Raw genomic sequence first — 25,834 nt, 5'->3', positions numbered from 1 at the left:
GGAAAGCATCTAACTTTACGCATGGTTAAAATATCACCAGAAATTTAAATGAAGCATCAACGAAACGTGGAAACAAAACGAATCCAGTCATGCGTAGAAGCCAGCGGGTGGTAAGCTTTTCTCCTCTTCACAGCATTCATTCATTTTTCTTATTTGTAATAAGAATCTCCATGATATTTATCAATTATATAATAAATTATTAAATAAAAAATAATCAATAAATGATAAAATTAAATATAAAATAATCACAGGGTAAATTAAATAATCGAATTAATATCAAAAAATCACACGTAATTATTATTTATTTTATTTTGTCTATTATATAATCCCCTCCGATGCGTTAGGACTCCCTCTTTATTTGGAATAAATAAAGAGAAAAATATCCGTTTAATTTACAAGGAAAAACACATGTTTAAGTATTTAACACCGATATTTTTATGTACTGCTGCTTTTACTTTTCAGGCTCAAGCTGCTGACACCATGCTGATGCTGCTGAAAAAAGACAATGCCACCTATTTAAGCTGGTCTACCGATGCAGGCAATGTTGTTCGCCAGGATGTGTATCGCAGCACCAGTAATAACCAAGCTGGCAGCGAAAAAATTGCAGAACTCAATTCCACCGACAGAACCTTTACGGATTTAACCGCCAATCCTCAGTCGGAATATTGGTATTGGGTAGATACTGTTAGCGGTAATAGTAATGTCCAGAAATCTAACGCAGCACAGACGGCCCCTGCACCATTGCGTGCAGCGCCGCTTAAGGCAGCAAGCCCTGAATGTAAAGCTGGTGCGGTAATCAAAAACAAATCTGTCGACTGCGGTGGGATTACTCTGGGTCTGAGCTGTAGCGGTGACAGTGATAAGCAACCTCCTGTTATCACGCTGGAAAACGCGAGTATCAAGAACCTGCGCATCTCGGCAAAAGGCGGTTCTGACGGCATCCACTGCGCAAGCGGCGACTGCCGTATTGAAAACGTGATCTGGGAAGACATCTGTGAAGATGCAGCAACCAACAACGGCAAAACCATGACCATCGTCGGCGGTGTGGCACATAACACCACCAATGGCCCTGGCGGTAAGCCGGACAAAGTGCTGCAACAGAATGCCAAAAACAGCCACACGATCGTTCAAGGTAACTTCACCCTGACTGGGCAACACGGCAAACTGTGGCGCTCTTGCGGCGACTGCACCAACAACGGCGGCCCACGTAACCTCACCATCATCAGCGCAACCGTTGACGGCACCATCGACAGCATTGCTGGCGTAAACCGTAACTTTAACGATGTCGCTGACATTCGCGATCTGCGTATTAAAAACTACAAAGCAGGTAAACCAGCGGTTTGTGAAGAGTTTAACGGTGTAGAAAAAGGGAAAGGAAAGTCCGATAAATACGGAGAGTTCTGGGATACCAAGAACTGCAAAGTCAGCCGTTCAAACGTTAAGCCGCTGTAATTCTGCCAGCAGAATTCACACCTATCCTCTAAATAATTCGAGTTTCAGGCAGGCGGCAAGAGAAAGAATCCCGATGAGCTTACTCAAGTAAGTGATTCGGGTGACTGAGCGCAGCCAACGCACATGCAACTTGAAGTATGACGAGTATAAATTAATACCTCCTCTGGAGTCCTGACGCATCCATCTTCAACAGACCGTGCTATCAAGCACGGTCTGTTTCATTTCATCATCCTTGCTGCAATTCGGTAAACAGCGTGCGCTTCAGCGCCAGCTCGACACCACGCAGTTCCGCCAGCCCTTTCAAGCGCCCGATTGCCGAGTAGCCGGGATTAGTTTTCTTTTTCAGATCGTCCAGCATCTGATGTCCGTGATCCGGGCGCATGGGAATCGGACGGCGATCGCCCGCCTTCTGACGCCGCAGCTCTTCCGCCAGAATGGCCTTGATAATCGCCACCATATCCACATCCCCCTGCAAATGCGCCCCTTCATGGAACGAGTTGGGATTGTCTTCCCGACAGGTTGCACGCAGATGGGTGAAATGCACGCGATCGCCGAACGTTTCCAGCATCGTCACCAGATCGTTATCGGCACGTACGCCGTACGATCCTGTGCAGAAGGTAAAGCCGTTATGAAGGCTATCGACCGTCTGTTTCAGCCAGCGCATGTCGTCAATCGTGGACATCACACGCGGCAGCCCCAGGATCGGGCGTGGTGGATCGTCAGGGTGAATGGCAAGGCGGAGGCCAACAGCTTCCGCAACGGGCACAATCTCACGGAGGAAATGCCCAAGGTGCTCACGGAGTTTCGCATGGTCGATACCATCATATTCCGCCAGACGGCCACGGAATTGCTCCAGCGTATAGCCCTCTTCAGAGCCCGGCAGTCCGGCGATAATGTTGCCCGTCAGGCGCGCGATATCCTCTTCGCTCATCGCACGGAAGTAGTCGGCAGCCTGTGCCTGTTCATCCGCCGTATAATCTTTTTCAGCATCGTGACGCTTCAGGATATGCAGTTCAAAAGCCGCAAAGGCGATATGATCGAAACGCAGCGCCTTTGCGCCATCCGGCAGCACATATTCCAGATCGGTTCGCGTCCAGTCCAGCACGGGCATGAAGTTATAGCACACCGTATCAATGCCGCACTGCGCCAGGTTACGCAGCGATTGCTGATAATTGGCAATATGCTGCTGATAATTCCCCGTCTGCGTTTTGATCTCTTCATGAACCGGCACGCTTTCTACTACCGACCACACCAGCCCTTTCGCTTTCAATTCCGCTTTGCGCTTTTCAATCTCTTCAACCGACCAGATTTCGCCATTCGGGATGTGGTGCAACGCCGTCACCACACCGGTCGCTCCAGCTTGCCGAACATCATCCAGTGAGACAGGATCGTTCGGGCCGTACCAACGCCAGGTTTGTTCCATATTGAGTTACCTTTTTTCGCCAAGTGAGAGAGTTGTTTTCGTCACTTTCTTTCATCAATAAATAAGGAAAAGCCTACCTCACCGACACAGGCTGTCAAACGAAACTCACGAATTGATTGACCAATTACACAAAAAATCCGAATTTTGGACTAACAACATGCATAATCAGGCTGAAATAGTGAGGAGAAAAGTCAGAAACGGATTATTTGGTCTGATATATTTCCTCTCCGTACACCAATGCGATGCCGGAGAGAAAAGTTACAGAGCAAGGAACGTATACCCTAAATAATTCGAGTTTCAGGAAGGCGGCAAGAGAAGACATCCCGATGAGCTTACTTAGGTAAGTGATTCGGGTGGGTGAACGCAGCCAACGCACATGCAACTTGAAGTATGACGGGTATACAGGGGGAATCAGGATTCCAGACGTGAGGGAACAGACTCGAACAGGTAGCCGTCGAAGGCCGGATCGTCCACGTTCGAGATTTCCAGCAGTTTGATTTTTACGTTTTCCAGATGCTGCCACATTGCCTGACGCGCCATGTTCACATCACGACGAGACACGGCACGCAGGATTTGTTCATGATCGTCCAGCCACTGGCGCTGATAGCTGAAATCATCGGTATGGGAGTGAATGCCCTGCCACATTGGGCTGCGTTTACGCGCCTGCCACACCTCATACACCATGTTGGCTAAGACGCTGTTTTGGGTAGACTGCGCCAGCAGGCAGTGGAATTGCTCATCGGCGCTTTCATCCACGCTGCCGTTCTCAAGCGACGCCCGTTCTTGTTCAATGGCCTGCCGCATTTTCACGATGTCGCTCTTGGTCGCCTGCATCGCGGCAAACGCCGCGACTTCGCCTTCCAGCAGCTGACGCGCCTGCATCAGCTCGAAGGGGCCATAGCCGCTGTCCACCACGCTGTCTTTTCCCTGCGCGCTCGGCAGTTGCATGACATAAACGCCAGAGCCTTTACGCACCTCAATCAGCTTTTCCAGCTCCAGCATGATCAGGGCTTCACGCACCACGCTGCGGCTGACGTTGTAGGTTTCAGCAATATCACGCTCGGGAGGCAAGCGGTCGCCAATCTGATAGTTTCCCTTCAGAATTTCCGCGCGAAGATTGTCGCCAATCTGCTGATATAAACGCATACCGCCATCCCTTTATTCAACATCGGCCATCATAATATTGGCCTGACCAAAAGACAGAAAAAACGCCCAATTTGTCTGAAGTATAACATGAAGCCTTGTAACGCAGCACGTTGAGCAATCTGCATAATAAATAATTTCAGATATAGTGTTGTTGAAACGCCATACCCCGTTAGCGATCAGACTGATGTTGCCAGCAGGCAAGGAGCACAAATGACAATAGACGTATTCCGGTTCGTTTCGTGGACAGGCTGGCAACGGGGAGTGGCAGGTTTTTTCGCCATCATCGGCGTATTTTTCATGGTGGGATGTAATAGCAATCCGCGCGGCATCACGCCATTAGGGCAAACGTCATTCGAGCGTTACCAGCAAGACACCACGCGCTGGGTAGAACAGCATCGCGCCTTCCAGACCACGGATAAACAGCTGGAATTACGTTGGAATACGCCGAATGAAGCCCGCCCCATCGGCCAGCCACGTAAAGCGATTTTGCTGGTGCACGGGCTGGGTGACTCGCCGGGTTCATTCACCGACGTGACACCACAATTGGTCGAACAAGGCTTTCTGGTCAGAACCGTGTTGCTACCGGGTCATGGCACACGCCCCTCAGATCTGTTGCACGTCACCGTCGACGACTGGCGCAACGTGGTTGCCGAGCAGGCTGCCATACTCAGCAAAGAGGTCGATGAAGTTTACCTAGGCGGCTTTTCCACTGGGGGAAATCTGGTACTGGAATACGCCCTACAACACCCTGAAATCAAAGGGCTGGTATTGTTCTCCCCCGCGATTAAATCCAACGAAAAATACGACTTCATGGCACCGGTATTATCCGTGTTTACCGACTGGCTGATGCCGCCGCGCCCCGGCTATCCCCAGCAGTTGGCAACCCGCTATATGCGCGTGCCGACCAACGGCTTCGCCCAATATTATTATTCCAGCAGCGGCGTGCGCTCACAGCTCGCCAAAAGGCCTTATGACAAGCCGGTGTTAATCGTGCTGGCAGAACATGATTCCGTCGTCGATACGGCTTATGTTGTCAACGCATTCGATAAGCAGTTTACCAACCCGCGCAGCCGCCTGATCTGGTATGGCGATCGCCCTGCCGGTATCCATTCTTCGCGCGTATTGGTGCGGACAGGCTCGCTGCCCGACTGGCGCATCAGTCAGTTCTCGCACATGTCGCTCCTGTTTTCGCCAGAGAATAAGGAATACGGCAAAACGGGGGCAATCGTCATTTGCGCCAACGGCCAACCCCTGAACGACCTGAAGCTCTGTCAGGATCGCAGCACGCTGTGGTATTCCGACTGGGGATACGTGGAAAATGGCAAAACCCATGTGCGCCTGACCTTTAACCCGTATTTCGACTGGCAAAATCAGATCATGGCCAACGTCCTGCACACGCAATAGCACGAGCCCCCTAAATAATTCGAGTTGCAGGAAGGCGGCAACCGCGCGAATCCCCAGGAGCTTACACCAGTAAGTGACTGGGGTGAGTAAGGGAAGCCAACGCACCTGCGGCTTGAAGTATGACGGGGGCTGTCATCATTTGGTCATCAAGGGCAGGTATTTTGACTTAAAGATAAATACGCCCAAAGATTAACCATGACCGCCATGCCTGTTCCTTGCGCCCGACCACTCCTCCGGGGTACACCGGTGGCGCGAGATCTTTGCATTCCTCTGCCGGACGTTTCTCCTAACACCGACAACGCCACCGTATTGCAATTATTCAGCAAGAATAAAGAGTGGGTCAGCCTGCCTGTTGTTGAGGATGGACGCCCTTTCGGCTTAATCAACCGCCATATTTTTCTCTCACAGATGTCCCGGCCTTTTTATCGCGAACTGTACGACAAAAAGAGCTGCATCGCGTTTATGGATAAAAACCCACTGATTGTCGATGCGCTGGCGTCGTTGAACGACGTTGCCGATCAAACGGTGATTACCGGTGATAAATCGCTGACGGACGGCTTTATGATCACCGAGAACGGGCGTTATATCGGTATCGGGCTCGGCATCGATCTGATCAAGGCCGTCTCCGATATGCACCTGCGCCAACATCAGCAGATTATGCAGAGCATTGAATATGCCAGCGTGATTCAGACAGCGATGCTGACGACGTCAACACAGGCGATGTCCCGCACGCTAGCCGACTGGTGTTTAACCTGGGAACCGCGAGACTGTGTCGGCGGCGACTGTTATGCCTTTAAAACCTATCAGAACGGCTGGCTTGCCGCCGTCGCGGACTGTACCGGGCACGGCGTACCCGGCGCATTTATGACCTTGATTTTCTCTTCCGCGTTGGAACAGGCGCTGACACAGCACGGCCCGATGCTGCCAGCCCAGTTATTACAGGCAATCAACCGTCACATCAAAGATACGCTGGGGCAGCGTGACGAAGCGCGTCAGCTTTCCACCTCTAACGACGGCTGTGACGCGATGCTGGTGTTCTGCAATATGACGCGAAACACGCTGACGTTTTCCGGTGCGCGCATGCCCGCCTTCATGCTGCAACGCGAGACCGGACAGCTGACGCCACTCCAGTGCGATCGTATGGGAGTCGGCTATACCGAAACGCCTTATGACTACCAGTGGTCGAGCTATGAATTACAGCTTCATGATAACGATATGTTTTTCACCACCACGGATGGATTGACGGATCAAATCGGCGGAGAACGACGGATTATGTTTGGTAAACGTCGCCTACAGGAGTACCTCCAGCACCATCAACACCAGCCGATGCGTGAACTGGCTAACCAGCTCCTGTCAGCACACAAGATCTACCAGGGCGATCAGACCCGACGAGACGATTTAACATTTTGGGGCTTCCGACATTGTTCGACTTTTGTTTAATCAGGTAGGCAGAATGATGCCAAACATCAAATACACCGAGTTTTTTTTACCCTCACATCAGCATGACATTACGCTGTATTACGTGGGCTATTTTTCACAAAACATCATCAGTTCACTGGCCGAGACCATGCGGCTACAGCTGGAGAAAAAGCAGCTTCCTGCCGGCATTCGCCGCCGACTGTTCTCTACGTTCGTCGAAATGGTGCAGAACATTACTCGCTATTCCGCTGCACCGTTAACGGCTCTCGATCAGCCCGTCGAAGTCCGTCATGGTTCCGTGTGTTTGGGTTACGAAAATGGGAAATACTTCCTGTTGTGTGCCAATCCGATACACCCCGACGATGTCGAGACGCTGCGGGGGCGTCTTGAGCCGCTGCGCGGTATGACGCTTGATGAAATCCGACTCGCCTACAAGGTCTCTCTGCGTGATGAAACCCCGTCATCAAGTAAAGGCGCGGATATGGGGCTGTTGACCGTCGCGCGTGATGCCAGTGAGCCACTCCAGTTTACGTTTCGAGCCGATGCATCAACGGGGCTATCTACGTTTTATCTGAAGGCAATCATTTAACATGAAAAATATAACGACCCTAAGCAACCTCCATATTTCGGGGACATCCTGTACCCCGACGGTTGATTTTCACTTTGACACACACCGTCTTTACCTTTCTGGCGAATCTTATCCTGAGAATGCCGCGGCGTTTTATCGCCCGCTGCTTACCGAGATTCAGGCGTATCTGCACGCGTTGACCGCCTACGCAGAAACGATGCCGCCGGATGAGGCACCGCCGAACATCGACATTCACGTCTCCCTGATTTACTTCAACAGCTCCAGCACCAAGATGCTGTTTAGTTTATTCAATCTACTTAATCAGGCGGCTGAACAGGCGCTCTCGATTGCGCTGTATTGGTATTACGACAAAGACGACGACATTGCGGAAGAATTTGGTGAAGAGCTTCACATCGATTTCCCCGCCCTGACCTTTCACAGCACGATTTTGAGTGATAATCATGAGCACAATTGAATTGTTTACACCGGAATACGACATTCTGCTCGCCGCGCGCAACATCGCTAATCAGCAGGAGAGGCCAGCAGAAGTCTATCGCGATACGCTGCTGGCGTTAACCGACCACTATCAGCGTCTGGTACGCGAGTCGCACCGTCTGATTTCACGCAGCGACCGGGCGGAGAAAGAGCTGAACCGTCTGAACGCGCAGCTCAATCAACTGGCGGTCGAGCTGGAGTACAAAGCCAGCCACGATCCGCTGACCAGTGTGTATAACCGCGGGGCGATTATTGAACGCATCAACCACGCGCTGGAACGCAATCAGGCGGCGCTCATCGTGCTGGATATCGATCATTTCAAGCAGGTGAATGATACCTATGGTCACCCGACGGGTGACGCCGTGATCTGCGATCTGGTGTCACGCGTGCAACAGGTTCTGAATACCACGAGCAGCATTGGTCGCGTCGGCGGTGAAGAGTTCACCATCCTGCTGGAAGGGCATACGCTCATGCAGGCCGTCTCGCTCGCCAGCCGTCTTCATCAGGATCTCAACAGAATGCCGCTCAGCGTGCTGCCGCAACAGCGCGTCACCGCTAGCTTTGGCGTCAGTTGGGCACCGCAGAAAACCCGTTTCGATACCCTTTACGGTGCCGCAGATGCCGCGCTTTATCAGGCCAAGGAAAAAGGAAGAAATAGAGTGGAGTTTCAGTAAGTCGCAGCCTGGGCGATTGCCGTCGCCCTGACTCACGACCATAATAGTGGATATCGGCTCCTCCGAGACAGACTCCCCTATGCGATTCGATTTAACCGATCTCCGGCTGTTTCTCAATATTCAGAAAGCAGGCAGTATTACCGGTGGCGCAGCGGCGTCCAGCCTGACGGTGCAGGCTGCCAGTGAGCGAATCCGGGGAATGGAAGATGAACTTGGCGTACCGCTGCTGCTGCGCTCAAAGGCGGGTGTCTCACTCACCGACGCGGGCTTTTCTCTGGCGCACCATGCCCACATTATCCTGCGTCAGGTCGAACATATGCGCAGCGAATTACACCAGTACAGCAAAGGGCTACGCGGCCATATTCCGCTGCTGTGCAACTCGGCGGCGCTGAATGAATATTTGCCTGCCCTGCTGGGTCGCTATCTGGTGGTCTGCCCGCAGATATCCGTCGCGGTGAATGAAAAACTCAGCCGCGATATCGTCAGCGCTGTCCGTAATCAAACTGCCGATCTCGGTATTGTGGCCGATTCCGTGCCGCTCGACGGGCTGGAAACGCGCCCGTTCCGCCGCGATGAGCTGGTCGCTGTGGTTCCCCGAACCAGCATGTGGTCTGATGCACAGCAGCTCACCTTTTCCGCCATTGCCGACGCCGAATTTATCGGGCTTAGCGAAGGCGCGGCCTTGCAGGAACACATCGACGAGCACGCCAAAAGGCTGGGAAAACGCCTGAATTACCGCGTGCGCCTTGCCAGCTTCGATGCCGTCACGCAGGTGATTCACAGCGGTATCGGCATTGGCATTCTTCCGCGGCATGCCGCACAGCGCATGATGGAACGGCTGGCGATTCGCACGATCCCGCTGTCAGACGACTGGGCTACACGCAATCTGGTGGTCTGCGCCCGCCAGTTTTCCGCGCTGCCTGGCTATGTTCAGGATTTCGTCACTTTTATTGCAGAAGAGAATGCAACTTAAAGCAGCCCGCGCGCAGCCATATACCCGCCCAGCGCCACCAGCCCGATGAAGAAACAGCGCCGGAAAACCGATTCGCTAATCGCGTGGCGCAGGCGTTGCCCAATCATCATGCCCAGCAGCGCGGGAATCAGCGCTAGCATAGACTGCCAGAGATCGATACCCTGTAGCCCGATGCCCTGAATCAGCTGTAGCGCCAACCCCAACGTAGAAACGGTAAAGGCCAGCCCCAGCGCCTGCACCAGATCGTTTTTATTGAGCCTCAGGCATTGCAGATAAGGCACGGCGGGAATCACGAAGACGCCCGTTGCTGCGGTGATAGCCCCCGTGATGTAACCCACCAGCGGCGACAGCCAGCTCTCATGACGGCCCGGCTGCGGCAACGTCGTCGCCATGATTCCCCACAGACCGTAAATCACCAAAATGCCGCCGAGCGCCGCGCTCGTCCATGACGATGACGAGGTGAGCGCTGGCAAACCGTTCCAGAACGTCCCGATAATGATTCCGACAAACAGCGTCCAAAACCGTTTAATCAGGCTGAGAAAAGCGGGGCCGCAGGCGAGCTGCCAGATGTTGGTCACCAGCGAAGGAACTATCAAAAGCCCCGCAGCACAGGCGGCGGGCATTACCAACGTTAACAACCCCATCGCGATCGTCGGTAATCCCAGGCCAATCACGCCTTTCACCACACCAGCCAGCAGGAACACCACCATCATCGTTGTCATTCATCGCCTCGGTTTGCTGCGCCATAGGAAAACCCCTATGCAGGAATAGTCCAATAAGGTAACTGCAGGTGTCTATGCGGATTGTATTGAGGGTGATTAAGGGAAAATTGGAGGCAGGGAAAATGACGCTGTGGGTGGAAAGGAATAAGACAGCTTTGAGCTCATGTAGCCCGCATAACAATGTTAGTTAGGCTTACAGAGCGGTGATAGTGGATAGATCGTAAAGACGCTGTGAATACGTCCCTGTACGCTCGAGTTGCGCCATCCATGGCGCAAACGCTTTACTCTTCTATCCCATTATCACCGTTCGCATTTTGTGAATAGGACTACCAACACCAGACAATAGATATATTAGTAATTCTAGCCTTAGCGCGCGCGGCCTACAGCCTCACCCAGTTGCCATACAGCCATCGCGTAGTGTGTGCTGTGGTTGTAGCGCGTGATGGTGTAGAAGTTCGGCAAGCCGTACCAGTATTGATATCCCGTACCGATGTCCAGCCGCAGCAGGCTGGCTTCATTGTATCCCGCCAGAGAATGCTGTGGCGTCAGACCCGCAGCCTGTAGCTCAGTGAGCGAGTAGCGGGTATTAAAACCGTTCGGGAGCAGCGGCGCCTGACCGTTTGCCTGCACCGCCACAGGGGCGCCTTTCACCCATCCGTGCGCTTTGAAATAATTGGCTACGCTACCAATCGCGTCCACCGGATCCCACAGGTTGGTATGTCCGTTGCCGTCGAAATCCACCGCGTAGTTCTTGAAGGATGACGGCATAAACTGCCCATAGCCCATCGCGCCAGCGTACGAGCCGCGCAGGCTGAGCGGATCGTTGCCTTCTTTACGCGCCATCAGCAGGAAGGTTTCCAGCTCGCCCGCAAAGTAATCGGCACGTCGCGGGTAATCAAACGCCAGCGTTGCCAACGCATCAATGATGCGTGTTTTCCCCATGACCCTGCCCCAACGGGTTTCAACGCCAATAATGCCGACGATGATCTCAGGCGGGACGCCGTAAATGTTCTGAGCGCGCTGTAGCGCATCCTGATATTGATTCCAGAACGCCACGCCGTTCTGCACGTTGTCTGGCGTAATAAACTGATTGCGGTAGCGGTTCCAAGATCCGTTTGGCCCTGAAGGCGGGCGCGATGTCGGGGCTTGTTTATCCATCAGACGGATCACCCAATCCAGACTTTTTGCCTGCACCAGCACATCATGCAGTTGCTGGCGATTAAAGCCATGCTCCAGCACCATTTTATCGACAAACCTTGCGGTAGCTGGGTTAGTCGCAAAATCACCGCCTAGCGGATGGACATTGTGTGCAGGTTCAAGCAGGAAGCCACCTTTAAAAGGATTACCTGAAGGCGCTTCTGCGGGAGGAGGGGCCGGCTGACTGCTACAGGCCGAAAGCAAAACGAGCAGAGGGAGAAAACGAACCAAATGACGCATCAGATATCCGTATAGCCAGGTAAGAAATCAATACAGGCTATGGTAAAGGATTGTCGGATGTGAAAAAACCAGCCAGAGGTGAAAAAATGCAGCGCGCCGACCAAATAGAAGACCGACGCGTATATCATCACACCCGAATCAGTTTTTCTTCACAAACTCGGACTTCAGCTTCATCGGGCCGAAACCGTCGATCTTACAATCAATATTGTGATCGCCTTCCACCAAACGGATGCCCTTCACGCGGGTGCCGATTTTCAGCGGCGTCGAACTGCCTTTGACTTTCAGGTCTTTAATGACCGTTACCGTATCGCCATCCGCCAGCAGATTGCCGTTAGCATCTTTCACGACTAAACCGTCATCCTGCGCTGGTGCATCGCCTGCTGCCGACCACTCATTTCCGCATTCAGGGCAGTTAAGCATCTCGCCTTCTTGCCAGGTATATTCAGAACTGCATTTCGGACAATGGGGTAACTGTTGCATGATAAACTCCTGAAAAATTCACAATAAAAAAGTAATAAATATCATTAGGTAACTCCCCTATTTTCGATATTTTACCCTTTTATGCGTATTTTTGATAGTGAAGCCGCGTTTATCGTGACTTTACGGCTCATCTGACGCCATTTCGCCTCTTGCCGCCAGAAACGCAATCAATGCTTCTTGCGTTAGCGCTTTGGAATACAGCCAGCCCTGCGCATAAGCGACGCCAAGGCTTTTCAGATAGGCTTCCTGAATCGGCGTCTCAATCCCTTCGGCAACAATATGCAGATTAAGACAGTGCGCCATGCTGACAATATGAGACAGCACGATATCGGTCGGTGAATGGTCACTAACATTCCCAACAAAGGACTTGTCGATTTTAAGCTTATTGGCTTTTACCCGCTCAAGATATGACAGCCCTGCGTACCCAGTGCCAAAATCATCAATGGCAACATCAATACCTTTTTGCTGATACAACTCCACCATAAGTCCGGCTTTTTGTGGTTCGATCATTGATGATTCAGTTAATTCGACATTAATATTTTTCCCTTCAAGATCGTGTGTAGCAATCCGCTCCACGAGATAACTAAAAACGGACATATCCTCGAACTCGGCCGCCTCAAGATTGATGGAGACAAACATGTCAGGGTCACTTTTCTTCAGTACACTGGCCGTTTGTAGCGCCTCATCAATAACGTATAACGTCAATTTTTTCATCAATCCCACCTGCCGAATCACGGGAATAAATGAATCAGGCATAATTAAGCGCCCGTCCGCATGACGCCAGCGAATCAGTGCTTCGCACCCCACAACCTGAGCGGTCTTCAATTCAATAATTGGCTGATAATGCAATTCAAACTCTTTTTGTTTCAGCGCCTGATTAAAAACATAACGCGGGCTCTGAATAGTCAACATTCGCCGGGAGATTAAGGTGGAAAGCAGCAGAGAAAGGATAAGAAAAACAGGCAGTACAGAGAAGAAAATCGTCAGATATCGCGCGGTACTCACAGGTTTATCAGCACTCACCGCCAGAGCAAGATCGCTGTTTGATAACGGTTTCAGGACATAATATTTATTATCAATATAAAACCTATCGGTTCGATTTTCTCCCGTAATCAGGCGGGGGAAAACGACGTCATGGATCGAATCCGACAGGATAACCTGCCCATCCTGTTTTTTTCTCTCCAGCAATGCACACTGGATATTATGGCTGTAGGAAGGAACATCCAGAAATGAACGCGGATTTAACACCACAAGATGATGTGCTGCGCCAACATAAATCATTCGCTTATTGCGGTTCAGCGGGCTTTCAACGTTGTACCAAACTGCATAGGCATTTTTGTAGAAAAAATCAGGGGCGGGAAGAAACATCGTATTAATTTCGTTCAGCATCGAAGAACAGCGAGGCCGATTCCCGTCGATATATACCACGTCTTGGATATAATCATTGTCGTAAGCCGTCTTCCGGAGCACATTCAGATGAGGGCTATCACAGTAAGGCAGACTATATTCTTCTAACCTATCCAGCGCGGAGGTTGCCTGCATCATGATCTCGCCAGCATGTTCAACAGTGAGGTTAGAAAAATTATTCACATCTCCTTCAAAGTGCCTAAGTGTGGAAATCGAATAGATTGCAAGCGCCAACGTAAGAAGAGCAACCAGAACAAAAAACAGACAGGACGATAGTAAGAAAAAACCTTTCTTAAAATAAAGTATTTGAAAATAAGCTAACAGATTTTTTCGCATAGGGGGGGCGACGTATCATCATCACGAGAAATCCAACATAGCATACAACCCTTCCCGACGGTAATCCCCACAAAATGACAGGCCCATACACGTTAAATGCTACAAAGCAAGCATCGCAAAATGAAATGACGGGAATTTCGTAGAAACACCACTGCGATGATCTATATATTGTAACTTGTGTACCCGAGAGCAAGAAAAGAAGATTTTAGATAGGAGTATTTCTGTAACTTATTGATTTTATGGTGATAATAGGAGTCGAACCTACGACCTTCGCATTACGAATGCGTAAATTGATATAGTAAAATCAATACTTATCGAATTTAAATGAATTTTTTGCCACAATATTGCCACAGTTCGTTAGGAATCAGACAGAAATGGCGACTATACGCAAACGTGGTAATTACCAATGGGAAGCTCAAATCCGCAAACGTGGTTTTCCCTCTCAAACCAAAACCTTTAATACCAAAGTGGAAGCAGAAGCTTGGGCCAAAATGATCGAGTCAGAAATGGCGAGAGGTGTTTGGCTTAGCCGCAGCGAAGCGGAATCTACAACATTGTATGAAGCCCTAACGCGCTATGAAAAAGAGATTGTTCCCGACAAAAAAGGGGCAGTGCAAGACCGATCTTTGGTGCGGATACTAAAAGGCACTCAGTTGGCGAAAAACTATATGGCCAGCATCAGGAGTGCTGATGTCGCCAAGCTGAGGGATGAATGGTTGAAAATCTATGCTCCTGCAACCGTTTTAAGGCGGTTGGCGTTACTGTCTCATGTTTTCAATGTTTCGCGTAAAGAATGGGGCATGGAGAGCCTGCTGAACCCTGTAGAAGTCATCCGTAAACCCCAGCCGAAGAATGCAAGAACCAGACGCCTGGAAACGCTGCCGGTGTCACCAGATAAAACCGTTGTGACGCCAAAGAAAGAAATAACCACGGAGATAGACCATATCATTGCGGCAACACATTCATCAGTATTGCCAGCAATCGTTCTTCTGGCGTTAGAAACAGCCATGCGCCGTAGCGAAATTGCAGAACTCCGATGGCGCTTTATCGATCTTGATAGGCGAGTTGCACATCTGCCAGATACTAAGAATGGCAATGCCCGCGATGTCCCTTTATCAACCAAAGCTATTACGATACTGTCCAGTCTTAAGGAACATTCTGAGCAAACTGCTGATAAGGTTTTCAATATGCGTGCAGACGCGATTACCAGAGCTTTTGACCGAGCTGTAAAACGTGCCAGAGAAAGGTACGAGAAAGCAAACTCATTATGCAATGAATCTTTCCTTAAAAATTTAAGGTTTCATGACCTTCGACATGAAGCAACTTCTCGACTTGCTGAAATTTTCCCTATGCATGAGCTAACCAAAATTACAGGACATAAAGATCCAAGAATGCTAATGCGATACTATCACCCCAAAGCTGAAAATTTGGCGTTAAAATTGAAATAAGGATGTTGTATGAATTATAAAGATAAGTTAGCCGATGTCTTGCTTAAATTAAATAATCCTCAAACTTTGGCTATAATATACTTAATACCTTTTGGATACTTGATTGTAGAAAACCCATTATGGCTAGAAAACATATACATTGCAGCCCCTGTTTTTCTATCATCAATAGCTTTATTAACCAGTGTATACATAGGATATCGTGATTTATTAAATAAAGTCTTCAATAATACAGTGGTTAAATGGGGGGTGACTGGATTTACATATTCAGTATGCTTATGGATCGCGAATTTTAAGCTTAACATTGCTTATGGAATAGACCCAGAAAACCTTAATTACTCGACATTAGCTTATGCTTTTATGCTCTCATTTCCAATAGGAGCAATGATTTGTGCAATTGTAGTCTATATATACATATTCTTGCGAGATGTATCCCCAGCAAAGATAGTAATATCATCTATACTTTCAGTATATATTGGAACCTTGGCTCAACTTTATATACAGATGAATAATCTAGCTGAAAAAACAATAGTAATAGGACTCATCATTATGGTCCCCTATAACATTGTCAATCTAGCCAGTTCGTTATTTTTTAGAAAGAAATTTAATTTTAATCGATTAATCTCAGGCTTATCCCTTTTTGCTGTGTCAGTTGCTCTTTTTATTATTAGCATAACAGCAATGAAATATATTGAAAGATTCCAAGAAAAGTTCTTATTTCTCGATACAAGAATATCTACGACATGTGGTAACTCAGAAAACCAAGTTCTTTATATTGAAAAAAATGAAAGTCAGTGTTATAAAGTTTCAGGCAAAAAATTCTCGGAGTTAAGACTAACTCTTGTAGATAAAAACAGCTCGAATATAAACAACAAGGGGACTTCCATTTATGAGCAAAAATAACTCTTCTAATTCATATTCTACAGAGGCAAGGAAAGAAGCTTTTCGGAAAGCTGAAGCCAGTCTTTTTTTATCCGGTAAGGACCCCAAAGGCTCACCATTTTATAATGAAATAAAAAATAAAGTAATCAATGGAGAGCTAACCTATGAAGAGGCAAAGAGAGAAGTATTAAAGCATCACATTGAACAATCGGAAAAACAAAATAAAAAGGCTAACATTTAGTTAGCCTTTCCGCTTTAGTGAGCCATTCTATAGTCAATTATTGCTTTTTTTAGCAATTCCATTTGTTCATTGGCGTCGTCAGATTTATAAATACCAGTAGCATAGTAATAGTTTTCTATACATAGGATATTTATCAACGGATCATAAATGTCATTAAAAAACCCCTTTTTATTATCGGCAAAAATAATTTTTATTCCTTCTAAAACAAAGCTACTATAATCGACCATTATTCACCTCCTTACAGGTGTTCAGTGGAAGCGTCAGTTAACGTTACCGCGCTAACTGACGCACCTAATTCAAGATTTTTTACTGCCAGTTAAACTATCACCGTCAAATTCATCATGTTCGCTGCTTTCGCGACGAGCAGCTGTTTGTTTACGGATCTGGTTCGCCAGCTCCCCGCCAACGGTCTGTTGTACCCGGGTAGAATTAGCACTTCGCTTCATAGTCTGATAATCCATAGCCCCTTTAGCCAGACTGCTTCCCATGTAACTAGCCATACGGCCAGCATGAGAGAACGAGGCCGCAAAACCCTTGCTTCCCCCGCCGGAACCATCTGATCCTAATGGCTGTCCTCCTGAGGCATCTACAGAACCGGTATCTTCACCACCACCAGAACTACCGCCAGAATTAGATTCATCGGCCATGGCAGCTTGTGCAGATTCAAATGCTGCTTTTAATGCAGAAGCCCCACCACTGACTTGAGTTGTAGCGCTCATTGCCATTGCTCCAGCGCTGCTGATTGCAGTGGTGGCAGCTCCAGCAATCATCCCAGCTCCGAAACCGCCCATTCCTTGTAAGGATGCGCCACCGACTATACCTGATAGTAACTGTGGCAATTTGTTAGTTAACACTAAGAGAATAATTGATGCCAAGAGCAGAACTATAAGGCTATTAAGATCCGGCACATCGTCTTTAATAACATAAAAGTACTGATCTATAAATGATTGCCCAATTCCAATAATTAATGTCATTGTAAATAATTGAATTCCAACGGACAGTACCGTTCGCAGATAATTTATAGTTATATCAGAAGTCCATTTTGAACCGCCGAACCCCAGCAATATTATTCCTGCGTAACACATCACCCATGCAGACACTAACATTATCAGCATATTGACTGCTATAAGGGACATTACCACTAAAACTATTATTGCAACAGTGATCATAATAGTGGAAATCATAGGAGACCAGATAGAAGCAGCCGAACTAACCTTTGTTAATATAACGAAAGCCATGTCTACTATACTTGATGGAGAGATTCCATTCCCTGTACCTAAAGCATTACCAGCAAGTTCCCTCAATGAATCAATTATGGATTTTGATATGGCCGGACCATTTTTTAAAATAAAATAAAAGAAACCATTGATAGCGAAGAACCTTACGACTTCTGCGAGTAAATCCTGAACCCCTCCCCCTTTCATAGCGATCATGCCAAAAGTCCATGCCATGCTTATTAGGACTAGTCCCCAAAATAACCAATTGGCATAATCACTAAATACCGTAGTCCAAGTACTAGCAACCTGCTGATATTTATCCAACAAGTTATCAAGTAATCCGCTGCTATTTAACTGATTTGCATTAGCATTCATAGAAAAAATAAGCATCACGAATAAAAACGATAATTTATTGATTGATTTCATATTTACCACTCTTTTTTTGGGCTTGGAGTATTGTTATTATATAAAGCACAATTATCATATTTATAACTACCACCCTTATTGTCTAGTGATGAACAATTATTATCATTTTGCTCACAAGAACATAAAATTAATGTACTGACCACAATAAAATAGATCGCAATTGTATTTAGCATAAAACCTTCCTTCACCAGATTCTTTTAGGGCTAGGCGTATTTACACCAGATAAAGTTTTTTCATCAGCTACTGTTTGCTGCGCTTCTCTGTCTGCTTGTACCTGAGCTACTGTAGCCGCTGCATTTTGCTGAGCCACCAAAATTGAACGAATCTGCAGAAGCTGGTTAGCCTGAGCACTGGCAAGTTGATTTGCTGCCTGAATAGCCTTCATTTGGCCCGTTGCGCCGCTTGCCTGAGTCTGGAGATCTGCGAGGTTATCTGCATCAGCTTGTAAAGTATCTTGCTGCTGGTCAATGACTTTAAAGACAGCATCATTCGCCTTCTTACGTGCTTCTGAGCTGTCCTGTTGAGCACTGCGTATTGCATTGATCTCGTCAGCAGTGCATTCAATATTACTGTTAAAGCAGGGAGAAGAACGGTAATAACTGATGTCCTGATAGCGCTTAAGATAAGAATCCAGACTACCAGCCTGATTCTTGTAGTAGTTCAGCGTGTCCTGCGCCTGCAGGAGCCTATTAATTGTGGAGTTCGCCTGGTCCCAGATATAGGCCGCAGGCGCTACGGTGTTCTGCAGCATATTTTCATATTGCTGCAGCTGCGTCTGGTACTGCTGAATTTGTTTGGCAACGGCCTGAACGTTGTTGACCGCGCTGATGGTGGTTTGGACCACGTTAGTACCATCAATGACGGGAATACCGGCTAGCGCCGGTAAAGTCATGATTGATGCTACGAGGGAAGCCAGCAACGCCTTTTTAGCGGCTAAAATTGTTCTTAGTAGTTTGACAGCCCGCAGTGATTTCTTCATTTCGTCACCTCAAAATTAACTTTTTAGTTAGCGCTCTGAGTAATGTTGATCTCATAATTTATCTATCCAGTATTTTCTCCATAATATTCCTCAGCTCTTGCTGAGTTGATTCTATTTTTCTCAACAATGTTTTTATCAATGATGGTGAAAAATTTGCGGTCCTCGGATCATTTGCCAGCCACAATTTTAGCAATCCGCCAAGTCGGCCAAGATCTCCATTTACTCGACTAAGCTCCAAAACCTGCTTTATATCCACTATGGATTCAACCTGATAACCCATTGCAATCTTTCGAATAAAACTAGCAGTACTTAACCCTGATGCTTCTGCATTAGCCTGGATTTGCGCCTTCTCTTCGGGAAGGCAATACACTTTGATTGGTGTTGAGTTTTTTCTGTTTGGGATATCAGTCATCCGAACTCTCCAGAAGGCGGCAGCCGATCAACCTCGCAGAGCAGGAATCCCGTTGAGCAGCCCCCGGCTGCGAATAAGGGAAGTGAAGAGGTCCATCGCGTAAGCGGTGGGCCTACTTCACATGTCCTGCCCTACAGTTGCCGTTGTATATCTGTGCACGAAATGTGTATTCCTGTGTACACGATGTGTTTTCTTAATGTATTTATACAGGCTTACTCGAGTATTTATGTGCAGAGCATGTGTTTTCTGAAAGGAAACTTGTTTAAATATCACCACGAGAAAATTATTATTACTTAGGTTTCTTCTTTGGTGGCCTGCCTCGTTTTTTTTGAAGACTATTTACGTCTTTCGCTATATCGCAATTTTCTCCCCTTAACTCAACGGAGTTATCTATCCAGTCTTTAACATCTTCTCTACGCCATAAAAGGCGTTTATTCCCAGGAAGACGACATCTGGGTGGAAGACATTTAGGATTTCGCGTTGCATCACTGCGGATACTTTTTACAGTTTTCTTTAACGCAAAAGCCAACTCTTCAACGGTTATAAGTTCGGGCATAACTGATTTCATCGAAGAACTCTTCTCTCAGCAGATATTATGATATTTTAGCGGCTAAAATCTTAGATGCTAAAATTTGCAAACAAACGTTATGAATTGAGAATACCGCAAAATTAACACCTGAAATACATCTGTCAACATACATCAAATCCTTAGAAATAAATCTCACTGAAATTTATTTGTTTTTTGGTCGTTTTTTGAGCGCCAATAAGATTTTAATAATTCTTTTTGTTTTTATGGTTATATATGGTTAAAGATCTGGTTAGAAAACAAAAAAATAATAGTTAATTCATTGTTATATAATGAGTTTAAAAAAAACAGCGTACCTCATATGTCATGAAAGTGCCCCTCATATGTCATGAAAGCGCACCTCATATGTCATAAACGCAGTAAATAGATCACAAGTTACTCACATTCTTATTAACAGAATTTGTGGATAAATCCACAAGATATACACTTGAAATAGAAGTTGTTTAGCTAAACAAAATAGCAATAAATAAAATGAAACAAAATGTAAGCAACTAAAATAAGAGTGAGTATTTTATAAACCCAGCTAAATTCAAATAGCAATACATGTGCCGCTATTAGCAATGGATATATCGAAATTTTACTACTTTTAGGCCCTAAATAAAAAATTTGTTTAGCTAAACAAATTATTTTCTGATATATCCCCACCCTATATAAGCAGCAAAATACGATAATTTTTAGATGAAAAGCGAATAATAACCACAACTGAAAATGTGATTGAAGAATGAATACTCTTAGTTACGCAGATCGCATGGATATAGCAACAACTGACGATTTGCTTTAGGTAAGGGCACTCGAGTCCAGCTAGCCAGGTCTGGCTTAAAGAGTTAATACTCTAGATGGCGTAGAGTTTCCATACCAAAAGAAAACTCTAAATCGAATCATCCAGTAAATACTATTCAGACAGTTATTTGAATAAAGCCTTTACTGATGATAAAGTTGTTTCTGGATAGATGACAAAGGAATTAGATATGAGGACAGAAGGTGCTGAGCCGACTACAGTGGGAGAGATGCTGTCGGAGGAGTTTTTGAAACCATTGAAAATGTCGGTATATGAGTTAGCCAACAGAATGGGCATTTCTTATAATAGAACAATGGATATATTAAAAAATAAATCTATAATAAAAGAATCCGAAAGTTTAGCTCTTTCGAATATATTAAACACCGATGCTTATTTTTGGCTGAATCTACAAGAGCATCATAAGAATTGGAGTGATTTTCAAACTATGCATTTACGAAAAAAAAATCCATGAGCAGAATATTATCAACCTATTACTTAGTGTGATAGAAAAATACTTTCTGCTCTGCTGCGCATATTTAACACATTCTAATACTTTATTGTTCCATCCAGCAATCCTCGGCAAATTCTACTTTCTCGAATTATTATATCTCGTGTCGTCTGAAAAAATTTTGGTTCACCTTGACTCCATTGCATCAATAAATTATGAATTTTCCTCAAATCTCTTTCTCGTGCGCAACTGTTGAAGTGAAACAGCAACTTCATTCTGGCGTTATTTAGCCTGCTACAATTTAAATTTAAAACTTCTATTGTTTTTGTAACAATACCTAGTGTTTCTACCGCAGGTTTACCATCTATACTTATGCTATTACAGTACGATTCATTAGGTAGCAACTTACCTGTGACCTTGTCAAAGTTAAATAAATTGTGCGCATTCGGAAGCGTGAGAGGAAGGAGAATTTTACCTGTCCAGTCTTTGTCAGTAATTTTATTTTTATCTTCATAGTGTGACTTATATGAATCGCAACTTAAGTTAGCTGGTAATTCATAATTATCACCTGTATTTGTACCACCAAGACATACACCTAAGAGATTAGACCATTCTAAATGCCAGTTACTTCCACCGGGGAACGAGCCAGATTTAGATTTGAAATGCTCTATTTTTATTTGATGTTCATTTTTACGATCTAAATCTATCTCACAATATGCACAAAGGTACATCTGGTCATTGCAAATGTGTTGTTTGAGCCTCTTATACAAAACGCTTTTTTCATGATTTCTAAATTCGTCCCAAGTTCCATTTGGATTCTGCGTTTTAAAATCAATAAAGAATTGGTCTTCTCCTGTTTTATTAATCCTTTTCAAAATCATCCTCCCAATCTCTTTTTTCAATTTCAAGCTTTAACTCTACTAAGGTTTCATCATCCGGACCGAAATGTCGGGATAAAGTAGTGCCTAGCTTTTTTGCTTCTTCACTAGAATATTTTTCTGAAAACACTAAACTCTTATATTCCTGCAAAAGCTTTGTATACTTATCTTCTGGCGGTCGTTGAGCAACTTCAAACAAATTTTCTAATACCCAAGAAGATATTGCCCCCCTAACTCCTTTAGGAGCCTTAAACTTTTGGCCATTCTTTAATAACCATATATTTTGACTATCAATAGTATGACAAACTTGTGGGCTATGAGTTGTAACTATAAACTGAATATTCTTAAAAGTTTTTTCAAGCCGTGGAATAATATTTTGCTGCCATGACGGATGCAGATGCAGGTCTATTTCATCAATCAAGATAATTCCGGTGCCTTCCAAAGGCTTTTCATTGTTAGGGTTTAATAATGTCAATCTACGAGCAATATCGGCAATTAATGCTAAAATGGTTTTCTCACCCTGTGATAATTGCAGAACGCTTAAAGATACATTATCTTTATCCACTATGAGATCAAGAGGTGCCCTTTGAAGTTTAAGATTATTGAATCCGGGCAGAAAAGAATAAATTGCATCTTCAACAGTGTGTAATGTTTTACTATTAATTGAATAATAGTTATTTAATTTACTTCTTAAAAATTTCAGGGAATTTTCATGATCTTCTAACAATTTTTTAGTAGTATCAGAATTCTTATTCTCTGCCAGGAGAGCCTTTAGTAATGGATTATCTAAGTCTTTTTCTTTAGCTCGAATCTCTGCTCTTAATGCTTTAATTTCAGCATTATCAGAGTTTTCAATTTCTATTAATTCTTTAAACCATCTAAAAAATAGTTTAAAATCAGCTTTTCCTGTAAGACTTTTATTATATGCTTTGAATTTGTCCCAGATTTGAGCTTCTTTGATTTCGTCAGAATTCTCAATATCTTTAGTAGAAACGTCATTCGCTCTTTCAACTGTATACATTGCAATTAAAGGAAAAGATGCATTTGGATTGATTGAATGGGCTGTTTTGAAAATATTCCCTAACTCATTAATTCCGCTATAGTTGCTTTTAGCACTATCCTCATAACCAGGTTCAGTCATAGCTATGATCATAGGAAAACGAACTCCCATAAAGTCGTAATTGATAGCTATCGATGCATAATTTTTACCTGTTTTTAGCTCATGCTTTTCGATACCATCGCCATTATGTGAGCGAGTAGATAGCCTTGAGGAGAGATGTGTCAGTCCCTTTTGGATTGCATCGAGAATCGTCGACTTTCCACAACCATTATTTCCTACTAAAATTGTAGAGCCTTTTTTCATGGAAAAATCCATAATCAGGGACTCAAATCCTTTATAGTTTTCCAAATGGATATCCGCAACCCTTAGTTGACCACCTTCGAGTTGCTTGGCTGATAATTCTTTATAATGGCTAGACATTTTTTCATCTGGATCAACTCCGTACTCATCTGAGCCAAATATTTTAAAAAGTTGGTAAGAGGAAGCAAAATCGCCGCTTTCCGATTTTTTTATTAATTTGATTATCCTACTCGGTAAGATCTGTTCCATTTACCCCTCCTTCTGAATATTTTTTGATAGACTTAATGGTTGATTTTCCATATTTTTTTTCAAGTCTTCCAATGAACAATGGCTCAATATTAAAAGAAAAACCAATCAAGCCTTTAAGATGGTTGATATCATCACCCGAAAGCTTGCCTTCTTTAAATTTAAACACTAAAGAAGATATATATCTTTTCCTTTCCCTTCCTATTGATAGCTTATTATCATTGGTTAAAGTCACTCCTGTAACATGACGATTATGTGCTTTGGATGAATATACAATTTTGTTGTTATTAATAATAATTCTGGTGCCAAAAAAATGACTCAGTGTTGTTTTTACCTTTTGATGAGCCAACCCTAACACATCCCTCTCATTTGTCGAGAAAGTTAAGTCATCTGCATATCTTGAGTAGTTAATTTTATTTGATTCACAAAAAGAAGTTAACTCTTCATCGAAGCTTTTCATAACAACATTCGAAATAAAAGGTGAGCTAGGTGCTCCTACACTTAAAACCAAGGCACCATTTTTTCTCTTTGACCGATTCCAAAAACAAAATTGTCTTAATATGTTTTTATTGTCATCTGAAATATGTAAACCCTGTCTAGATAATGCCTTGAATAAAATTTCAGGTGTAATTCTATTGAAGAAATTAACTAAATCTAATTTCAATAAAAAAACTGAATTCTGATGTATTTTGGCGTTATCTAATATATTCCTCCCATCAACATAGGCTGTAGCTGCATCGTGAATATATACATATTCTTTCAGTATTTTTATTATATCACTTTGTATTGCTTTTACTCGTGGCGTAGGCTGAGCTATGATACGATAACCGATCGTGCGCTTGGGGATTTTGTATACTTTGTAATGCGTAGCTGGTCTTGATTTTAAAAGTATTTCAAAATCAGGGTAAGCTTTTTTAAGTGTCGTTTCGATATCGATGCTCATTACCAGCTTGTTCCGTTTACCAGTCATTAACTAGTACCAAAGAATGAACGAGGAGTTCTTACCTCCCTGTCCATCCCTTGGTCTAGGCTCTTTACTTGTAGCCGCGGAACAAACTTTTTGATCCGCAACCTACTGGATTGCGGCTCAAAAAGTTTGTTCCGCAACTGTAAATGTAATCAATAAATTAGAGTTCGGCGCAACGCCCAACTAGATTTGACCAAAAACATGGTAAATCCACAATACGCTAAAGAGCGTTTACATCATACGCTTTATTTCGCGAAATTTCAATTCATATAATTAAGTGGTAATGATGAGAAAATCCATAAAAAACAATTATTTGATGTTGTCATTTCATAATAACACGAAGTCAAACTGATACTAGTTTCACTTTGTAGTGCTAAGTTAAACATTTCTTGTTGCCACAATTTTGCCACACTTACAACGCTCATAAACGCACATTAGTGTTGAACAAAGCAAAACAATGAAACTGTAATTTAATGATTTTATGAAGAAAGATGGTGCCGATAAGAGGAGTCGAACCTCCGACCTTCGCATTACGAATGCGCTGCTCTACCAACTGAGCTATATCGGCTTTGGGATCGTCGTGGCGAGAGCCAGACGTGAACTACGGGGTGACAAATTAGTGATAATGGTACGCCAAGTCAAGCGTTTGGCGATCGTATGCTGGTTTTATCATCACCCTTATATTGATAAGGCAGTTCTGATAATTTTCCGTACTAATAACACCATACACTATAATTTTTCGGCTTAACGGACGCGCAGCACGCCACGTATCCTAACCCACCATCTTCTTCGCATGAAGTATCAGAAAGAGGCTTTGTTGAATAAATCAGAGTCAGCCGACAGGATGGCTCCAACTGGAACCCTTGTTACGCGATCTGGACGCGATGCGGCATACCCAATAACGTCATTCGGTTCAGCGCGTTAACCATCGCCACCGCTTCACCCACCTGCGCGTCATAGTCCCGCAGGCTCAGATGACCCCCCTGCAGGGTTTTGATACGAAACATAGCCGTTTCTGCCACTGAGCGACGGC

Annotated in this window: 25 protein-coding genes, 1 tRNA gene and 1 pseudogene; 11 read left to right on the top strand and 16 right to left on the bottom strand. The window is 45.2% G+C overall.

Translation table 11 applies throughout. From position 1 onward, the window contains the following. Positions 1–408: 408 nt before the first annotated feature. On the top strand, positions 409–1,452 hold the full coding sequence (pelI, locus tag K7X24_RS17400) for a pectate lyase PelI (RefSeq protein WP_224556179.1): 1,044 nt from the start codon (positions 409–411) through the stop codon (positions 1,450–1,452). 226 nt (positions 1,453–1,678) lie between these two features. Here pelI and uxuA read toward each other — a convergent pair whose 3' ends face one another. Together uxuA and K7X24_RS17390 are read right to left on the bottom strand one after the other, a co-directional pair. Beyond that, complete coding sequence (gene uxuA / locus K7X24_RS17395) at positions 1,679–2,875, bottom strand: mannonate dehydratase (RefSeq protein WP_107332464.1); 1,197 nt, start codon at positions 2,873–2,875, stop codon at positions 1,679–1,681. 411 nt (positions 2,876–3,286) lie between these two features. Further along, positions 3,287–4,021, bottom strand: a complete 735-nt coding sequence (locus tag K7X24_RS17390) for an FCD domain-containing protein (RefSeq protein WP_039472311.1) — start codon at positions 4,019–4,021, stop codon at positions 3,287–3,289. Positions 4,022–4,231: 210 nt separating this feature from the next. Here K7X24_RS17390 and K7X24_RS17385 point away from each other — a divergent pair, with 210 nt between their 5' ends. From K7X24_RS17385 to K7X24_RS17360, 6 genes are all read left to right on the top strand, one after another. Continuing rightward, positions 4,232–5,425, top strand: coding sequence for an alpha/beta hydrolase (locus K7X24_RS17385; RefSeq protein ID WP_224556178.1), 1,194 nt, complete (start codon positions 4,232–4,234; stop codon positions 5,423–5,425). Between the two features lie 195 nt (positions 5,426–5,620). Beyond that, entirely contained in the window at positions 5,621–6,865 is a 1,245-nt protein-coding gene (locus tag K7X24_RS17380; RefSeq protein ID WP_224556176.1) for a SpoIIE family protein phosphatase, read from the top strand. Positions 6,866–6,878: 13 nt separating this feature from the next. Continuing rightward, positions 6,879–7,433, top strand: a complete 555-nt coding sequence (locus K7X24_RS17375) for a SiaB family protein kinase (protein ID WP_080726780.1) — start codon at positions 6,879–6,881, stop codon at positions 7,431–7,433. A 1-nt stretch (position 7,434) separates the two neighbouring features. Continuing rightward, positions 7,435–7,887, top strand: coding sequence for a DUF1987 domain-containing protein (locus tag K7X24_RS17370; protein ID WP_103861137.1), 453 nt, complete (start codon positions 7,435–7,437; stop codon positions 7,885–7,887). Continuing rightward, the gene (locus K7X24_RS17365) at positions 7,874–8,581 is read left to right on the top strand and encodes a GGDEF domain-containing protein (protein WP_103861138.1); all 708 of its coding nucleotides are present in this window, start codon (positions 7,874–7,876) and stop codon (positions 8,579–8,581) included. The genes K7X24_RS17370 and K7X24_RS17365 overlap by 14 nt, the downstream gene beginning before the upstream one ends. 79 nt (positions 8,582–8,660) lie before the next feature. Next, positions 8,661–9,554 carry a LysR family transcriptional regulator gene (locus K7X24_RS17360; protein ID WP_224556171.1) on the top strand — a complete coding sequence of 298 codons (894 nt, stop codon included), beginning with the start codon at positions 8,661–8,663 and terminating at the stop codon, positions 9,552–9,554. Here K7X24_RS17360 and K7X24_RS17355 read toward each other — a convergent pair. The 4 genes from K7X24_RS17355 to K7X24_RS17340 all read right to left on the bottom strand — a co-directional run bounded on the left by K7X24_RS17355 (position 9,551) and on the right by K7X24_RS17340 (position 13,936). Further along, complete coding sequence (locus K7X24_RS17355) at positions 9,551–10,276, bottom strand: sulfite exporter TauE/SafE family protein (RefSeq protein WP_224556169.1); 726 nt, start codon at positions 10,274–10,276, stop codon at positions 9,551–9,553. The genes K7X24_RS17360 and K7X24_RS17355 overlap by 4 nt on opposite strands. Positions 10,277–10,642: 366 nt before the next feature. After that, positions 10,643–11,713 carry a lytic murein transglycosylase B gene (gene mltB / locus K7X24_RS17350; RefSeq protein ID WP_211027149.1) on the bottom strand — a complete coding sequence of 357 codons (1,071 nt, stop codon included), beginning with the start codon at positions 11,711–11,713 and terminating at the stop codon, positions 10,643–10,645. 138 nt (positions 11,714–11,851) lie between these two features. Beyond that, the gene (locus tag K7X24_RS17345; protein WP_010296489.1) at positions 11,852–12,193 is read right to left on the bottom strand and encodes a zinc ribbon domain-containing protein YjdM; all 342 of its coding nucleotides are present in this window, start codon (positions 12,191–12,193) and stop codon (positions 11,852–11,854) included. Positions 12,194–12,313: 120 nt separating this feature from the next. Next, entirely contained in the window at positions 12,314–13,936 is a 1,623-nt protein-coding gene (locus K7X24_RS17340; RefSeq protein WP_224556166.1) for an EAL domain-containing protein, read from the bottom strand. Between the two features lie 374 nt (positions 13,937–14,310). Between K7X24_RS17340 and K7X24_RS17335 the strand changes: the two genes are divergently transcribed. From K7X24_RS17335 to K7X24_RS17325, 3 genes are read left to right on the top strand one after another with little or no spacing between them, the layout of a single operon-like run. Then, a complete protein-coding gene (locus K7X24_RS17335; RefSeq protein ID WP_005975779.1) occupies positions 14,311–15,384 on the top strand; it encodes a site-specific integrase in 1,074 nt (357 codons plus the stop codon). A gap of 9 nt (positions 15,385–15,393) precedes the next feature. After that, positions 15,394–16,284 carry a hypothetical protein gene (locus K7X24_RS17330; protein ID WP_224556164.1) on the top strand — a complete coding sequence of 297 codons (891 nt, stop codon included), beginning with the start codon at positions 15,394–15,396 and terminating at the stop codon, positions 16,282–16,284. Further along, positions 16,271–16,504, top strand: a complete 234-nt coding sequence (locus K7X24_RS17325) for an antitoxin VbhA family protein (protein WP_224556161.1) — start codon at positions 16,271–16,273, stop codon at positions 16,502–16,504. The genes K7X24_RS17330 and K7X24_RS17325 overlap by 14 nt, the downstream gene beginning before the upstream one ends. A gap of 14 nt (positions 16,505–16,518) precedes the next feature. Here the strand turns inward: K7X24_RS17325 and K7X24_RS17320 are convergent, their stop codons facing one another. From K7X24_RS17320 to K7X24_RS17300, 5 genes are all read right to left on the bottom strand, one after another. Further along, complete coding sequence (locus K7X24_RS17320) at positions 16,519–16,731, bottom strand: hypothetical protein (RefSeq protein WP_005975773.1); 213 nt, start codon at positions 16,729–16,731, stop codon at positions 16,519–16,521. Between the two features lie 69 nt (positions 16,732–16,800). Beyond that, the gene (gene trbL, locus K7X24_RS17315; RefSeq protein WP_224556159.1) at positions 16,801–18,147 is read right to left on the bottom strand and encodes a P-type conjugative transfer protein TrbL; all 1,347 of its coding nucleotides are present in this window, start codon (positions 18,145–18,147) and stop codon (positions 16,801–16,803) included. A 184-nt stretch (positions 18,148–18,331) separates the two neighbouring features. Beyond that, positions 18,332–19,126 (bottom strand): P-type conjugative transfer protein TrbJ, encoded by a 795-nt coding sequence (gene trbJ, locus K7X24_RS17310; protein WP_224556156.1) that lies wholly within the window; start codon positions 19,124–19,126, stop codon positions 18,332–18,334. 58 nt (positions 19,127–19,184) lie between these two features. Next, a complete protein-coding gene (gene traJ, locus K7X24_RS17305; protein ID WP_224556155.1) occupies positions 19,185–19,538 on the bottom strand; it encodes a conjugal transfer transcriptional regulator TraJ in 354 nt (117 codons plus the stop codon). A 289-nt stretch (positions 19,539–19,827) separates the two neighbouring features. Continuing rightward, on the bottom strand, positions 19,828–20,106 hold the full coding sequence (locus K7X24_RS17300) for a helix-turn-helix transcriptional regulator (RefSeq protein ID WP_081503828.1): 279 nt from the start codon (positions 20,104–20,106) through the stop codon (positions 19,828–19,830). A 986-nt stretch (positions 20,107–21,092) separates the two neighbouring features. Here K7X24_RS17300 and K7X24_RS17295 point away from each other — a divergent pair. After that, the gene (locus K7X24_RS17295) at positions 21,093–21,374 is read left to right on the top strand and encodes a HigA family addiction module antitoxin (protein WP_005975763.1); all 282 of its coding nucleotides are present in this window, start codon (positions 21,093–21,095) and stop codon (positions 21,372–21,374) included. 74 nt (positions 21,375–21,448) lie between these two features. Here K7X24_RS17295 and K7X24_RS17290 read toward each other — a convergent pair whose 3' ends face one another. The 5 genes and pseudogenes from K7X24_RS17290 to K7X24_RS17270 all read right to left on the bottom strand — a co-directional run. Then, positions 21,449–22,231, bottom strand: coding sequence for a retron system putative HNH endonuclease (locus tag K7X24_RS17290; protein ID WP_224556220.1), 783 nt, complete (start codon positions 22,229–22,231; stop codon positions 21,449–21,451). Continuing rightward, positions 22,212–23,837 carry a retron Ec78 anti-phage system effector ATPase PtuA gene (gene ptuA / locus K7X24_RS17285; protein ID WP_224556152.1) on the bottom strand — a complete coding sequence of 542 codons (1,626 nt, stop codon included), beginning with the start codon at positions 23,835–23,837 and terminating at the stop codon, positions 22,212–22,214. Before ptuA ends, K7X24_RS17290 begins: the two co-directional genes overlap by 20 nt. Further along, positions 23,815–24,777 carry a retron St85 family RNA-directed DNA polymerase gene (locus tag K7X24_RS17280; protein WP_005975757.1) on the bottom strand — a complete coding sequence of 321 codons (963 nt, stop codon included), beginning with the start codon at positions 24,775–24,777 and terminating at the stop codon, positions 23,815–23,817. Before K7X24_RS17280 ends, ptuA begins: the two co-directional genes overlap by 23 nt. A 516-nt stretch (positions 24,778–25,293) precedes the next feature. Next, positions 25,294–25,369 (bottom strand) — tRNA-Thr (locus tag K7X24_RS17275). A 298-nt stretch (positions 25,370–25,667) separates the two neighbouring features. Then, positions 25,668–25,834: pseudogene (locus K7X24_RS17270) on the bottom strand (IS5/IS1182 family transposase); the annotation flags it as partial.

The sequence above is a fragment of the Pectobacterium versatile genome, from assembly GCF_020166435.1.
Lineage (GTDB): Bacteria > Pseudomonadota > Gammaproteobacteria > Enterobacterales > Enterobacteriaceae > Pectobacterium > Pectobacterium versatile.
The sequence above is the reverse complement of the archived record's forward strand: the minus strand, read 5'-3'. Positions and strand labels throughout refer to the sequence as shown.